This is a genomic window from Bordetella ansorpii, from assembly GCF_900078705.1.
GTDB classification, from domain to species: domain Bacteria; phylum Pseudomonadota; class Gammaproteobacteria; order Burkholderiales; family Burkholderiaceae_B; genus Bordetella; species Bordetella ansorpii_A.
In genome coordinates, this window is record NZ_FKIF01000001.1 from 140,367 (window position 1) to 157,318 (window position 16,952).

A 16,952-nucleotide genomic window follows, 5' to 3' on the forward strand; every position below is an offset into this window, starting at 1 on the left:
ACCAGAGACGAGACCGACCATGACCCAAGCCCGCACCCTCAAGCGCTCCGCTGCCAAGCCTGCCCGCCGTCTGCACCTCAAGAAAGAGACCGCCGTCTCCGCCCTGCCCGCGTTGAGCACGCTGGCCATGGTGCTGGGCTCGATCGCCTCGCCCGCCGCGTTCGCCAATCCCACTGGCGGCAACGTGGTCGCGGGCTCGGCCACCATCAATGACCGTGGCAACGGTACTGTCGATATCAACCAGTCGACCGGCAAGGCCATCATCAACTGGAAGGACTTCAGCATCGGCGCCAACGAGACGGTCAACTTCCGTCAACCGGGCAGCAAGAGCGTCACGCTCAACCGCGTGGTCGGCAACGACCCCTCGGCCATCTTCGGCAAGCTCAACGCCAACGGCACCGTCATGCTGGTCAACCCCAACGGGGTCGTCTTCGGCAAGGGCGCGCGCATCGACGTCGGCGGGCTGGTCGCCACCACCGCCAACATCAACGACAAGGATTTCCTGGCCGGCAACTACAAGTTCGACCAGGCCTCCAAGAACCTCAACGCCGCCATCGTCAACGAAGGCACCATCAGCATCAAGGACAGCGGCCTGGCCGCCCTGGTGGCGCCCTCGGTCAAGAACGCCGGGGTCATCCAGGCCAAGCTCGGCAAGGTCGCCCTGGCCGGCGCCAAGACCGTCACCGTCGACTTCCAGGGCGACGGCCTGCTCAGCTTCGACGCAAGCTCGGTCGTCGACCAGCAGCCCGTCGGCGCCGACGGCAAGGCCGTGAAGGCGCTGGTGCACAACACCGGCGTGATCAGCGCCGATGGCGGCACCGTGCTGATGACCGCGCGCGCCGTCAAGAACGTCGTCGACAACGTCATCAACACCGAGGGCATCGTCAGCGCCAAGTCGGTCGGCACCAAGAACGGCAAGATCGTGCTGTCGGGCGGCGATGCGGGCATCGTCAACGTTGCCGGCACCGTGGACGCCAGCGGGAAGAGCGCCGGCCAGACCGGCGGCAAGGTCGTGGTGACCGGCGAACACGTCAAGGTCGCCGGCAATGCCGTGGTCGAGGTCTCCGGCGCGGCCGGCGGCGGCGAGATCGCGCTGGGCAGCCTGGGCGTCAAGCCCGACGACGGCTCGGCAGCCTTCAGCGGCAAGTCACAGACCGTGTCCGTGGCGCGCGGCGCCAAGCTCAAGGCCGATGCCATCGACCGTGGCAACGGCGGCAGCGTCACGATGTGGTCGAACGAGGCCACGGCGTTTGCGGGCGACCTGTCGGCACGCGGCGGCGCCAACGGCGGCGACGGCGGCTTCGCGGAAGTCTCCAGCAAGAAGAACATCGGCCTGACCGGCAACGCCGACCTGCGCGCTCCCAAGGGCAAGACCGGCACCCTGCTGATCGACCCCACCGACCTGCGCATCGTCGCGGGCAACAGCGGCGACCAGGACGGCGCGGCCGCCGACGGCACCATCAACAATGGCGACGAGAACGCGGCCGACAACACCGTGTCGGTGGGCCTGCTGGAAAGCCTGGCGGGCAATGCCAACATCAAGCTGGAAGCCACGGGCCTGGTGTCGATCGCCAGCGACGTGAACGCGATCGCGCTGCAGACCGTCACGGGCAACACCTTCACACTGCGCTCGACCCAGTCGGGCGGCATCAAGTTCGAGAACAGCAACACCGAAATCAGCACCCAGGGCGGCAACATCACCCTGGAAGCCCTGGGCGTGGGCAGCAAGCTGGACAACATCGGCAAGCTGACCAGCAATGGCGGCGCCATCACCCTGAGCGCCTCGGGCGACATCAACCTGGCCAATGTCATCGATGCCGGCAGCGGCGCCGCGCTTGTCCAGAGCACGTCCGGTTCGATCTACAACACCGGCGGCTACCCGCAACGCGTCAAGGGCAGCGCCGTCACGCTGAGCGCCGAGAACGGCAACGTCGGCTCGACCTCGGGCTTCGTCAACACCGAGGCCCCGACCCTGGCGGTCAGATCGGGCGGCGACATCGCGGTCGAGAGCGGCACCGACCTGTCCGACCTGACGCTGACCCACCGCCACGCCGACGCCGACCGCATCAACTGGCTGCAGGTCAAGACGCCGTCGCAGATCATCCGCCTGCAGGATGGTTCGCTTTACACGGTGGATCTCGTGCGCAGCGCCACGGACCTGAACTTCTCCTTCACCGGCGACCGTTCCATCGCCGTGACGGAAATCAATCTGACGGGCGGCAGCCAGGCCGCGCTGACCTCGACCAACGGCGGCATCTCGTCCACGGACGAGCTGTCGATGCTGAAGGCCGGCAGCGTGACGCTGCGCGCGGCCAATGGCGCGATCGGCTCGGCGGGCCAGGCGCTGAACATCTCCACCGCGACGCTGGCCGCCAGCGCCGACAGCGCCGGCATCTATCTGCGCAACACGAGCGCGGCCCCGGTCCTGCTGAGCACGATCGACACCACCGGCACCCTGTCGGCCGCCACGGTCGGCACACTGATACTGGGCAACGTCAAGGCCGGCGGCGCGTCACTGCGCTCGGAAACCGGCGACATCCAGGACGACGGCAACGCGGACACGCTCGTCTCGGCCAACAGCCTGATACTGCGCGCCGAAACAGGTATCGGCCCCGGCGCCGCGATCCGCAGCAACGCGTCCTACATCGATGCCGTCACCACGGGCGGACTGATCGCCATCGAGGCGACCAACGCCGACGCGAGCATCGCCCAGGCCAGCACCCAGAACAACACGATCACCATCACCGGCACGGGCGGCCTGACGGTAGGCAGCGTCAGCTCAGGCGGCGGCGCGATATCCCTCAGCGGCAAGAGCATCGCCCTGGGCGATGGCGGCACCATCGACGCGGGCACCGGCACCGTGGCGCTGAGCGCCACGCAGGGCGACATCACCGGCACCGGCACCTCGCTGATCACCGGCAGCGTGGTCACGCTGCTGGCGCCCGACGCCACCGGCACCTATACCATCGGCAAGAGCCAAACCCTGCTGCGGCTGGCCGCGGGCACCGTGGTCGCCAAAGCCGGCAGCATCTACCTGGACACGGGCGCCGACGCCACGCGCCTGAGCTCGTTGAAAGCCTACAGCGGCATCACCGTCCGGTCGCAGGCCAACGTCACGGCCGGCCAGATCGATGCCGGCGTCGGCGCGTTGTCGATCGAGACCGGCAACGGCGCCATCCTGGGCCAGGCCGGCAACCTGCTGGCCGGCCAGAGCGTCGCATTATCCGCCACGCAAGACCTGGGCAACGCCGCCACGCGCCTGCGCACCCGCACCGCCGATCTGTCGCTGACCGGCGGCGCCGACATCTACCTCGACAATACCGAAAAGTCGCTGGACCAGCTGTCGATCGTCCACACGCACGCCGACGACACGGTGCTCAACACGCTGAGCGTCACGTCGCCCTATCTCGACTTCGACATCACCGACCTGGCCGACGGCTATCACCTGAACAAGGTGTACAGCACGCCGCTGACCGCGTTCAGCTTCAGCGGCGACCGCAACCTGACCCTGGGCAACATCAAGGGCGGCGGCTGGCTCCAGCTCACCGCCCGCGCCGGCGACATCCTGGACGACGGCGACAACGAGACGCGCGTCACGGCCGGCGACATCACGCTGTCCGCCCTGCAGGGCAGCATCGGCACCAGCGTGCGCGAAGTCGAAACCAATGCGTCCTCGCTGACCCTGGTCACCCGGGGCAACCTGTATGCCACCAGCGTGGCCGACCTCGGTACGCTGACCATCGAGGCGCGCCATGCGTCGGACACCGATGTCAACGAACTGCGCCTGCGGGCGCCCAGCCTGCTGTTCGACGTGCTGGACAGCACCGACGGCTACACGCTGCGCGAGGTGCGCGACAGCAGTTCGCTGAGCTTCAACTTCACCAGCGACCGCAACATCACGGTCGGCAACGTCGACGCCAGCCCCAGCGGCTCCATCACGCTGAACGCGGAGAGCGGCGCGATCCAGGACGACGGCTCCAGGCTGACGTGGCTGCTGGCGGATTCGGTCACGCTGTACGCGAACCAGGCGGTCGGCGCCTCGGACAACGCGATCGACGTCCGTACCGCCTACCTGAGCGGCAACGCCAACAACGGCGGCTACTACGTACGCCTGCCCAGCCCGGCCGGCTCCAGCAATTACACCGACACCATCAACCTCGGCGGTATCTACGCCCAGGGCGACGTCGCCATCAGCGCGCTGCAAGGCGACCTGGCACTGACCGGCACGGTGCAAAGCTACGGCGGCGGCGTCACCCTTGCCGCGGACACCGGCGCCATCGCCAACGGCAATGGCTACGGCATCATCCGCTCCAACGGCAACGTCAGCCTGACCGCGTGGAAGGACATCGGCGCCGCCGACCTGACCACCCCCGGCGGCGACAACAACCGCCGCGCCATCCTGCTGGATGGCACGACGCCGCTGACCCTCACGGTGAATGCCCACCAATCGGGCCGCAACATCTTCCTGTCCAACCTGGGCAGCGGCACCACCACGCTCAGCACCATCTACGCGACGGGCCGCTTCGACTACAAGCAGACCGGCGGCGACACGGTGGTCGGCAACGTGCGCGGCACCGCCGCGACCAGCCTGGCCAACACCATCGGCTCGATCCTCGACGACGGCGACACCAGCACCCGCATCACGTCCAACAACGTCCTGCTGTCGGCGGGCGGCGACATCGGCACCGCCGACAGGCATCTGCAAGTCGCCACGCCGGCCCTGGCGGTGACGGCGACGGGCCAGATCGCGGTGGACAACAACCAGGCCTACACCAGCCTGGACATCACCCACTCCGGGTTCGGCGCGGGGACGCTGGCCATCACCGGCACCGGCCAGACGTTCACGCTGAGCGACGACGGCGCCTACTATCACCTGACCCAGGTGCTGAGCACCAGCCCGCTGGCGTTCAGCTTCACGGCCGGCTACAAGAGCGTGCTGGTGGGCGACATCGACGTCGGCACCGCCGGCTCGGTCAAGCTGACCGCCACCAACGGCAACGTCGCCAACGAAGACCTGGAGAACCCCGGCAGCATCCGGGCCGGCAAGGTCACGCTGTCGGCCGGCAGTGGCTACTCGCTGGGCTCGGCCGACGAAGGCGGCGCCCTGCAGGTGTCGGACACCACCGACCTGGACCTGACCGCGGGCCGCAACATGTTCGTGGCCAGCGACACCGCCCTGTCCCGGCTGGCCATCACCAGCACCGATACGAATCGGGCCACCAGCACCTTCGCCATCACGGCGCCGGACCAGACCTATACGATCACCGACCTGGGCTACATCCACCGTCTGTCGAACATCAGCGGCGCGGGCCTGGCCGACTTCAGCTTCACCAACAGCAAGAGCATCGAGACCGACACCGTCGCGACGACGAATTCGGTCAGCCTGTCCACCGAAGGCGGCGGCTACTACTCCTACATCCGCAGCGTCAGCGGCGGCACGGGACGCATCACCAGCGCCTCGGTTTCGCTGTCGGCCATCGCGCCGGACGGCCAGATGTCGGGCGCGGGCAGCATCGGCGGCACCACGATGCGCCTGAGCACCCAGGCGCTGAAGATCACGGCCACCGACAGAGTCCAGATCGACAATGGCGGCACCGCCCTGCAGAGCATCGACCTGGACCTGACGCAGCGCAACTACAACTCGGCGCCGCTGTCCAACTCGTATTCGTTCCAGGGCCTGGGGGCCGGGCAGGCCCTGCAGATCAGCCAGGGTTCGTATCTCACGACGATCAACGCCACCCTGCCCAGCGTGGACTTCTCGCTGGACGTCAACACCCGCCTGCAGGTCAACAACCTGAACACCGGCCCGGCGGGTTCCGTGGCGCTGACGACGCGCGAAACCGCCACGGATGTGGATACCTCGATCGGCGGCAGCGGCACGATCACGGCTGGCAGCGTCCTGCTGGGCACGACGGGCGACCATGCCTCGATCTCCGCGCGCACCGCGACCGCCAACCTGGCGCTGTCCTCCAAGGGCAGCATCGCGGTGAACAACAGCGGCAGCACGCTGGATTCGCTGTCGATCGAGGCGCTGCACCGCGAATATTCGCAGCAGAACAGCTATGCCGTCATCTCCGACGGCCTGACGTTCTCGGTGTCGGACTCGCCCAGTTCGGGCTCCGTGGCCGGGGTGACGCTGACCGACGTCAGCACCAGCGGCAACCTCGACTTCTCTTTCGCCTCCGACCGCGCGCTGACGGTGGACAACGTCCAGACCGGCGCAGGCGGCTCGGTCACCCTCCAGACCGATGGAATCCTCTACGGCACCAGCACCGGTACTGGCGGCAGCAATCCCGGCGGGGCCGACATCAGCACCGGAGACCTGACCCTGATCGCCGGTTCGGTGCAGGGCCGCTACAACGAGATCCCCTCCCAGCCGCTCTACATCAGCGTCAATACGCTGTCGTCGGACGTCGCCAACGACCTGTGGGTGTCGAACGACAAAGACCTGGCGCTGTTGAACAACAAGGCCGGCAGCTCGGCCACGGTAGCCGTCACCAGTGGCTCGATCAGCCAGTCGGGCACCGGCCGCTTCGTCGCGCCGGTGCTGTCGCTGTCGGCACAGCAGTCGGTCGGCGTCAACGGTACGCCGATCCTGACCGACACGCGCCGCCTCACCACGCGCACCGGCGAAAGCCTGGCCGTGCAGAACGCCAGCAACCTGTTCAGCCTGGACATCGGCGTCTCGCACGCCACGGCGGGCAGCAAATTCCTGAGCGTCACGGCGGAAGGCCTCTCGCTCAGTCTCGGTGACAACTCGAACGGCGCGGCGATGATCGTCGGCCTCTCGGACACCACCGGCATCGACTTCACGCTCAGCAGCGACAACATCCTGCGCATGAACCCCATCGACGTGGGCGCGGGCCATTCGCTGTCGCTGAGCGGCACGTCGATCAACAACTACAACTTCGTTCCCTCCGTCGTGCGCGGCGACAGGATCACCCTGTCCGCCACCGGCACGATCGGTTCGTCCGGCTCGATCATCAACACGGCCACGCGCGACCTGACCATCATCGCCGGCAACAATGCGTACGTCGCCAACGACCGCGACCTGCTGTCGCTGACGGTGCGGGCCACGGCGGCGCAGGGCACGCCCGTGGCCTACGGCATCACGGCGCCCGAGCTGGCGTTCACCGCCACGGACGATGGCACCACCACCAAGCTGAGCAACATCGCCGACGACACGGGGCTGAACTTCACCTTCCGGTCGACGCATGCCCTGCAAGTGGGCAACATCGACGTGCTGACCAGCGGCACGGTCAATCTGGAATCCAGCCTCGGCGTCTCCGTGCTGGATCCGCTGGGCACCGATCGCATCACCGCTGGCCAGGTCTATCTGACCACGACCAACGGTTCGGCCATCGGCGCCGATGGCGCCGGCCTGCGCATCACCGCGCCGTTGCTGACCATCAACAACACCGGCGACGTCTACGTCGACTCGAACACGCACCTGGACTCGCTGACGCTCTATGCGTATGGCAACGACGCGCGTAGCTACGGCATCAATGCCCCGACCCGCGACGGCCTGGGCAGCCTGGCGTTCGAGGCCGAGGACGACGGCTCCACGCTGTACCTGAAGAATGTCGGCGACGCCGACGGCATGGCGCTGAACGTCACCAGCTCACGCGGCATCAAGGTCGGCGCCATCGACGTGGGCAACGACGACGTGTCGCTGTCCGCGCAGAACAGCTCGCTGGTCGACGACGGCGATGCGGACACCCGCATCCTGGCGGGCAACCTGCGCCTGTCTGGCGACACCAGCATCGGCACCGCCGGCCACGGCATCGACAGCAGGGTCGACAGCCTGACCGCAAACTCGCGCGATGGCGGCGTCAACATCACGCTGAACGGCACGACCTCGCTGCAAGGCCTGACCGGCCGGGGCGACAGCTCGCTGGTGAACTACGTGGGCGACATCGCCCTGGGGTCGATCAACCTGAACGGCTACTCGCTGGACATCGACAACCGCGGCGGATCGATCCTCAGCGGTACGATCCGCGACACGGCCAATGTCATCCTGAAAGCCGCCGGCTCCATCGGCAACGACAGCGCCATCCAGACCTACGCCTACGGCGGCGGCACGACCAACGTGACGTTGACGGCGCAGGCCGCCAACGGCGCGGACGGCAGCATCGCGCTGCAGGAACAGTATGCGCTGAATGCCACCAACGTCACGGCGGACGGCGACATTGCGCTGGCCGCGGACCTCAGCAATGCCGGCTACGCCTTGACGGTCGGCAATGTGCAGGCAGGCGGCGACGTGACACTGTCGTCGCAGCGCGGCAACATTGCCGCGAACGACCCCAGCAACCTGGTGAAGGGCCAGAGCGTCACGCTGCTGGCAGGCTTCGACTCCTTCCGCATGATCGGCGACAGCGGCAATCGGCTGAATGTCGACGCGGCCTCGCTGAGCATCCGCAATCCGGGCAGCATCTACATCAACAGCGTCGGCACGCTGACCGACCTGGCTATCGACCGCACCACCACGCCTGCCGGCTCCTCCAGCGGCGGCACGCTCAGCCTGACGGCGGGCGCCGACGTGCTGCTGGCAGGCACCGAAAGCAACGGCATCATCACCCTGGACACAGTGACCGCCGATGGATTGAACTTCTCGCTGGTGGCCAACGGTGGCATCCGCGTGGACCAGATCGATGTCGGCAACACGGGAACCGTCTCGCTGACCGCCGGCGCGGCCTCGGGCACGGCCGGCGGCGAGGGCTCGATCGGCGCCGCCGGCACCGGCTCGCTGATCACCGCGGGCAAGCTGATCCTGGATGCGGGCGAATCGACGCTGCATGGCATCGGCGACGGGGTGCGCCCTCTGTACACCCAGGTCGGCAGCATCACCGCAACCGCGGGCGGCAGCATCTGGCTGAAGCAGAACGGCACCCTCGACCTGGAGAACGTCAAGGCGGGCGGCGGCCTGTCGGTCTGGACCACCAGCGGCGACATCCTGGTGGGCCAACTGCAATACGGCGCCAACAACGCGCTGACGCTGCTGGCCAGCGCCGGCAGCATCAAGGGCAATGCCAATCCCGCCGCGATCGGCGGCAGCGGCGGCGGCAGCATCACGCTGACCGCGTCCGATGGCATCGGCACGCGCGACGCCGCCCTGCAGATCCAGGGCGGCAACAAGCAAGTGATTGCCACGGTGACCGGCGACGGCTCGCTGTACCTGGCCAACCAGGGCGACCTGCTCGGTACTCTGACCACCTCGGTCAACAACGGCGCCACGGTCATCACCTCGACCGGCAGCCTGCAACTGGCCAACGCGCAGTCCCTCACCGACGCGGAGGGCAACGACATCACCGTCAGCGCGGACGGCTACATCATCACCGGCAACGTCACGGCTGGCATCGGAAACGGCCGCGTCTCGATGACCGCGGGCAACGGCAACATCTACGTCTACGGCAGCGACGCCACGATCCGCGCCAGCACCGTTACCGTGGCCGCCACGGGCGACATCGGCCACAGCGTGGCCCGCCTGACGCTGGGCGGGCAGCACGTCGACGCCCGCAGCCAGTCCGGCACGCTGTACCTGAAGTCGGGCACCGGCGACACGGTGTTCGCCTACCTGTCGGGCCGCGCCATCGACGTCGTCGGGCAGGGCAACCTGCAGATCGCCAACGCCATCGCGACCAACGGCGACATCTCCGTCGTGGGCAACGCCAGCACGGCAAACAAGCGCCTGACCGTCGGCAACATCGACGCCGGCAGCGGCATGGTCTCGCTCCAGTACCTCCAGGCCGGCGGCACCATCGTGGACGACGGCAACGCCGACACGCGCGTGGCCGGCCACTCGGTCGTCCTCGGCGCCGGCTCGGGCATCGGCGGCGCCGAGGCCGGCGGCCGCGACACGATCCAGACCACGGCTTCGGTGCTGCAAGCCCGGGTCGATGGCGTGGGCGCGATCCACATCGACGACGACAATGCGGCGGGCGTGCAACTGACCAGCGTCAGCACCGTGAGGGGCCCGATCGGCATCACCGCCGCCGGGAACATCTACGCGGACGCCGTCTTCATCGATGCGCCGGCCGCCGGCAGCGACATCTCCCTGCAAAGCACCGGCGGCGGCATCGTGGCGGGCCAGATCAATGCGGGTGACGCGGGCGACGTCACGCTGGAGGCGCAGAACGACATCACCGCGAACTCTCCCACCACCAGCCTGATCACGGCCAAGACCCTGAACCTGACGGGCGCCAATCTCGGGTCGGTGTACGACCTGGCCAGCGGCGACGGCGTGGCCCTGCGCACCGACGTGTCCGCGCTGGGCACGCTGCACGCCTCGCGCAGCGGCGTCATCTCCCTGAACAACATCGGCACGGCGGCCCTGGTGCTGAATGCGATCGACCAGGGCGGCGGCGGCTCCGTCTACCTGCGCACCGCCGGCGACCTCGATGCCGGCGCCGGCATCGACAGCACCAACCTGCTGCTCAAGTCGGGCGGCACGCTGAAGGTGCAGACCGCCGGCATCGAAGCCGCGGGCACCGTCACGCTGATCGGCGCGACCAATGTCATCTCCGCCGGCGAGCAGACCATCCGGGTCAAGGCCGGCACCCTGAACCTGTCGACCGGCTCGGTCGGCGGCGACACGGTCCTGGTCAGCGAAGTCGGCACCCTGAACGTCACGCAGACCGGCGCCAGCACGCAGTGGCTGACGGTCAACAACACGGGCGACCTGGATGCGACGATTTCGTGGACGGGCAACATCAACCTCAGCAATGACGGCAACCTGACCGCGACGAGCATCGAAGGCGCGGCAGACATCGGGCTGGACGCCTCGGGAGGCATCGATGCCCGGGCGGTGTCCACCAGCGGCAGCGCCAAGATGGTCACGATCACGGCGACCAACGGCGACATCATCGTCGGCGACATCGACGGGGGCGCCGCGGGCGTGGTCACCCTCCTCGCCACGCAAGGCGGCCTGGCTGGCACCGACGGTGGCGCCGGCATCACCGCCGGCACGCTGAACCTGACCAGCCGCGACGGCATCGGCGCGGCCGACGCCTACTTCACCACCGGCGCGCCCCACGTCAGCGCCACCGTCCTGGGCACGGGCAGCATCTACCTGCAAGGCACGGGCCTGCTCACGCTGGACGGCGCCGCCACCACGAACGGCGACATCCACGTGATCACGGCCGACGACCTGACGATCGGCGGCGTGGTGCAGGCCAGCAAGACGCGGGGCATCGGCGATCCGCTGACGGGCCAGGGCGGACACATCGCGCTGACGTCCACCGACGGCGACGTCCTGATCGGCGAGGACATCGGCCAATCGCAGGCCAGCAGCCTCTCGATCACGGGCAACGGCATCACGCTGGCCGGCGTCGACACCTCGGGCAGCCAGACCTACGTGGGCAATGTCACGCTCAACGGCAACCTGACCGCGGGCAGCATCGACATCCAGGGCGACCTGGCGCTGACGGGCAGCTGGCACCAGTTGATTACCTCGGCCGCCAACGGCGACATCGAGATCGACGGCACGGTCACCGGCGGCGATGCGTATACCCAACTGCAGGCCGGCACCGGCAGCGTCACGCTGCACGGCAGTGTCGTCGACCTGGGCGGACTGGACATCAGCGCCGGCGACATCACGCTGGCCAGCGTGACGACCCGCAACGGGCAGGGCTACAGCGGCGACGTCACGCTCAACGGCAACTACACCACCACCCAGAATGGCGGCTTCACACTGTGGGGCAGCGCCAGCCTGGGCGGCGACGTGACGATCGCCACCGGCAGCGGCGCCATCGACTTCGAGACGGGCGTCTCGGGCGCGCACGCCCTGACGCTGGACACCAGCGGCGACTCGCTGTTCAAGGGCGCGATCGGCGCCGATTCGTTCAGCAGCATCGGCACGGGCACGATCACCCTGATCGGCGGTGGCGGCGTCACCACCACGGGGACCCAGTACTACAACGGCAAGGTCATCCTGTACGCGGGCACCGTGTTGAGCGGCAGCCATGTCACGCTGGACGGCGGCGTCGACAGCCACGCATTCAACCACGACCTGACCATCGTGGGCGACACCACGATCGGCGGCGCCATCGGCGCCGGGACCAAGCTGGGCAGCCTGACCATCGACGGCGCGGCGCAGTTGCAAGGCGCCCCCATCGCCACCACCGGCCTGCAGCACTACAAGGGCGCCGTCACGCTGAGCGCCGACCAGACACTGACCACGGAGAACGGCAACGTCACGTTCGACGGCGAGGTGGCCGGCCCCTATGACCTGACGGTCACGTCCACCAATGGTGGCGACGTCGCGTTCGCCCAGATCGGCAGCGCCGACGTGGTGCAGCCGCGCTTCGTCGTGTTCGGCGCCCTCGCGCCCAGCACCGGCCGCATCGGCAACCTGTCGGTCAATACCGCCGGCGAGACGATCTTCAACGACGCGGTCTACGCACAGACCGTCACCACCGACGCCCCCGGCACGCTGATCGTCAACGGCGGCCTGGTCGACACGACCGGCAGCCAGGTCTACGGCGAACGCGCCGTGCTGGGCGCCGACACCACGCTGACCGGGGACTCGGTCACGCTGAGCCAGGGCGCCGACGCCACCACGGCGGGCGGCCAGTCGCTGACCGTCAGCGGCTATGCCTACGTGGGCGGCGCCATCGGCGCCAACGCGGCACTCGCCTCGCTGACGCTGAACGATGTGGCGCGCCTGGGCGGCGGCACCATCCAGACCACCGGCAACCAGGTCTACGGATACGACGTCACCCTGGAAGGCGACCACACGCTGAGCACCACGACCGGCAACGTCACGTTCGCCGCCAGGCTGGGCGGCGAGTACGACCTGACCGTCACGTCCACGGACGCGGGCAATGTCAGCTTCAACGAAGTGGGCGCCAGCACCACCCCCTATGTCCGCTCGGTCGCCCCCACCCGCCTGGGAGACCTGACGGTGAACACCGCCGGCCTGACCACGTTCGGCGGGGAAGTCCGTGCGGCGTCGGTCACCACCGATGTGCCGGGTTCGCTGGCCCTCAACGGCGGCCTGGTCGACACCACCGGCAGCCAGTCCTACGGCGAACGCGCCCTGCTGGGCGCGGATACGCAGCTCCAGGGCACAACAGTGACGCTGGCCGGCGCGGACGGCGCCCACGCGTTGACGATCAGCGGCAATGGCGTGATCACCGGCGCCGTCGGCGCCAACACCGCCCTGGCTACGCTGACCATCACCGGCGACGCCACGCTGGGCGCGGGCACCATCGCCACCACCGGCGCGCAGGCCTATCAAGGCGATGTCACGCTGACCAGCGATCTCTCGGCCAGCACGGTGGACAGCACCGTGGCCTTCTCGGGCACCGTCACCAGCGCGGCCAACGGCGGCCATGGCCTGACGGTCTCCACCGGCACCGCCGATGCGACCTTCACGCAAGCACTGGGCGACGCCGGCGCGGGCCGCCTGGGCGCGCTCGTGGTCGACAACAGTGGCGCCACCACCTTCGAGCAGGAGGTCTACGCCGCCTCGGTGACCACCGACGCACCGGGCACGCTGCGGATCAACGGCGGACGCGTGGACACCACGGGCACGCAGTCGTATGGCGAACGCGCGGTATTGGGCGCCGACACGACCCTGAAGGGCACCACCGTCACGCTGGCCCAGGGCGCCGACGGCGCCACGGCGCAAGCGCAGGCGCTGACCATCGAGGGCAACGCCAGCATCGGCGGCGCCTTGGGCAGCAACGCCACCCTGGCGGCGCTGACCATTACCGGCAACGCCACCCTGGACGCGGCCACCATCCAGACAGCCGGTGCCCAGTCCTACCAAGGCAACGTCACGCTGAACCATGCCCTGCAGATCAGCACCGACAACGCCAACGTCGGTTTCGGCGGCACCGTGACCAGCGCCGCCAACGGCGGCCATGGCCTGACCGTCGGTGTGGGCACGGGCAACGTCACCTTCGCCCAGGCGCTGGGCAACGACACCACCGGCCGCCTGGGCGCGCTGGACGTCAACAGCAGCGGCGCCACCACGCTGGGCGGCGCGGTCTATGCCGCTTCCGTCAACACCGACGCGGGCGGCACGCTGGCGATCGACGGCGGCCGCGTCGACACGACCGGCACGCAGTACTACGGCGAGCTGGCCGTGCTGGGCGCGAACACCAGGCTCAAGGGTTCGTCCATCACGCTGAGCCAGGGCGCGGACGCCGCCACGGAGGGCGCGCAAGGGCTGACCATCGACGGCAACGCAACGCTGGACGGCGCCCTGGGCGCCACGCGCGCGCTGGCCTCGCTGGCCGTCACCGGCGCCACCGCCATCGACACCGGCCGCATCGCCACCACCGGCAGCCAGTCGTACGAGGGCGCGGTCACGCTGGGACAGGACGTCGCGCTGGCCACGCAGGGCGGCAACGTGCACCTGGGCGGCACGCTGGAAGGCGAGCATTCGCTGGCCGTCACGGCTGGCGGCGGCGACGTCTCGTTCGGCGGCGCCATCGGCGCGGCCGCCACGATCGGCGACCTGTCCATCGATACCACCGGCGCCACCACGTTCTCGGACACGGTGCGGGCGGCGTCGCTGTCCAAGACCGGCACGGGCAGCGTGGCGATCGACGGCGGCAGCATCCAGACCACCGGGGGCCAGTCGTACGCGGGCCACGTCACGCTGGGCCAGGACACCGGACTGGGCGGCACCGAGATCCAGATCCTGGCGGGCGCCGACGGCAGCCATGCGCTGACCCTCACCGGCGATGCCCTGCTGGGCGGCGACATCGGCGCCGCGGCCAGGCTGGCCAGCCTGACGGTGACCGGCCTGACCACCCTGAACGCGGGCAGCATCGCGACCACCGGCGCGCAGTCCTATCAGGATGCCGTCACGCTGGCCGGCGCGCAGTCGCTCGCCACGCAGGGCGGCGCGGTCTCGTTCGCCGGCACGCTGTCGGGCAGCCATGACCTGAACATCGCCACGCAGGACGGCGACGTGGCATTCAGCGGCGCCGTCGGCAGCGATGCCGCACGCCTGGGCAACCTGTCGATCGACAGCGCCGGCCTCACCCGCTTCGGCGATGCCGTGCAAGCGGCCTCGGTTCAGGCGGCCGGCCAAGGCACCCTCGCCATCGACGGCGGCACGGTCCACACCGTCGGGGCGCAACAGTACGACGGCCGGGTGCTGCTGGGCGCCGACACCACCCTGACGGGCTCGCAGGTCGCCCTGCTGGGCGGCGGCGACGGCGCCTACGCGCTGGACATCGACGGCAACGCCATCCTGGGTGGCACGTTCGGCGCCAACGCGGCACTGGCCTCCCTGACGGTCCATGGCGACACGGCCCTGAACGGCGGCAGCATCGCCACCACGGGCGACCAGTCCTACCTGGGCGCGGTCACCCTGGCGGCGACGCAAGCCCTGGCCAGCGCCAGCGGCAACATCGGCTTCGACGGCACTGTCGACGGCTCGGCCGACTTCTCCGTCCAGGCCGGCGGCGACATCGCCTTCGCCGGCACCGTCGGCGCGGCCAACCGCCTGGGCGCGCTGGTCATCGACGCCAGCGGCGACACCCGCTTCGACGGCGCGGTGCGCGCGGCCTCGGTCAGCACCAGCGAGGCCGGCACGCTGCAGATCAACGGCGGCTCGGTCGACACCACCGGCACCCAGACCTACGGCGAACGCGCCGTGCTGGGTACCGACACCGTGCTCAGCGGCGCCACCGTCACGCTGCTGGCGGGCGCCGACGCCGCGCAAGCGGGCCAGCAGGGCCTGCGCATCGCCGGCAATGCCGACATCCGCGGCAACCTCGGCGCACAAGCCACGCTGCGCGACCTGGCCATCGAGGGCGCCACCGCCATGGACGGCGGTTCGGTCGCCACGGCCGGCGACCAGATCTACGGCGGCGCCGTGGCCATGACGGGCGCGCGCGATCTGGCCAGCGGCAACGGTTCGATCGTGTTCGGCAGCACCCTCGACGGCGCGGGCAACAACCTGTCGCTCAGCGCCGCCAACGGCGACATCCGGGCCGCTGGCAACGCGACCAACCTGGGCGCCCTGACCCTGCAAGCCGTGAACACCATCGTGTTCAACGGCGACGTCAGCGCCTACCGCGTGCAGCAACTGCAGGCCCAGTCGGCCACCTACCAGGGCAAGCTGACGGCCGCCGACAGCATCGACCTGACCGGCGGCAGCGTCGCCTTCGGCGGCGACGTCAGCGCCGAGAACGGCGCCATCCGCATCGTCAACACCGACAATGCCGGCTCCGTCACCTTCACCCAGGGCGCCACCGTGCGCGCCGCCTCCGGCTTCTCGCAGACCGGCGGCGCCGCCCTGCTGCTGCCGGCCCAACTGCTGGTGGACCAAGGCGCCATCAACCTGGGCGCCGTCGCGCGCATCCAGGGCGACAGCGCCGTCATCCGCACCAACGGCGACCTCACCGCCACCGGCATCATCGGCCCGCAGGCCACGCTGAACGTCGCCCTGGGCGCCGTCGGCAACCTGGCCATCGGCATCAACGACGCCGACCCGAGCCACAAGCTCGACGTCGCCGTCCTGGCCGTGCCCTCCGCTGGCTCGGCGCAGGTCTACGGCACGCTGGCCGCCAAGACAGGCGCCTTCGCCGCCTCCCTGGTCACCAGCTCGCTGGCCGGCGCGCCGTTCTACATGAACGGCGCCGTCTGGGGCCCGACCGATGTCGTCAACCGCGTGGCCGCCGTGACGGCGCCGCGCTGGATCGCGCCGTCCAAGCCCACGGCCGACTCCCTGTTCCGTGGTACGGTGACACCTGATGCCTACGGTCCGGATGTGCTTGGCGCATATCTCGACCCGCAGGTCCTGAGGGTGGCTTTCGCGGACACCACCACGTGGCAACTGCCCGCCGGCGACGTCAACATGCTGAATGTGCCCTCGGGCAACGGTTCGGTACTGCAGGCGCCGACCGGATCGTCGCAACAACCGGCCATCGGTGGCTCGCAATCGTCCGACGACCAGAGCGACCAAACCGATGCCCAACGTTCTCTCTGAT

General features: G+C 69.3%; 1 protein-coding gene. It reads left to right on the top strand.

Features of this window, described 5'->3' with window-relative positions; all coding sequences use genetic code 11:
- The first annotated feature begins 19 nt into the window (after positions 1–19).
- Positions 20–16,951 (top strand): two-partner secretion domain-containing protein, encoded by a 16,932-nt coding sequence (locus A6745_RS00495; RefSeq protein WP_066122265.1) that lies wholly within the window; start codon positions 20–22, stop codon positions 16,949–16,951.
- The last annotated feature ends 1 nt before the right edge of the window (position 16,952 follow it).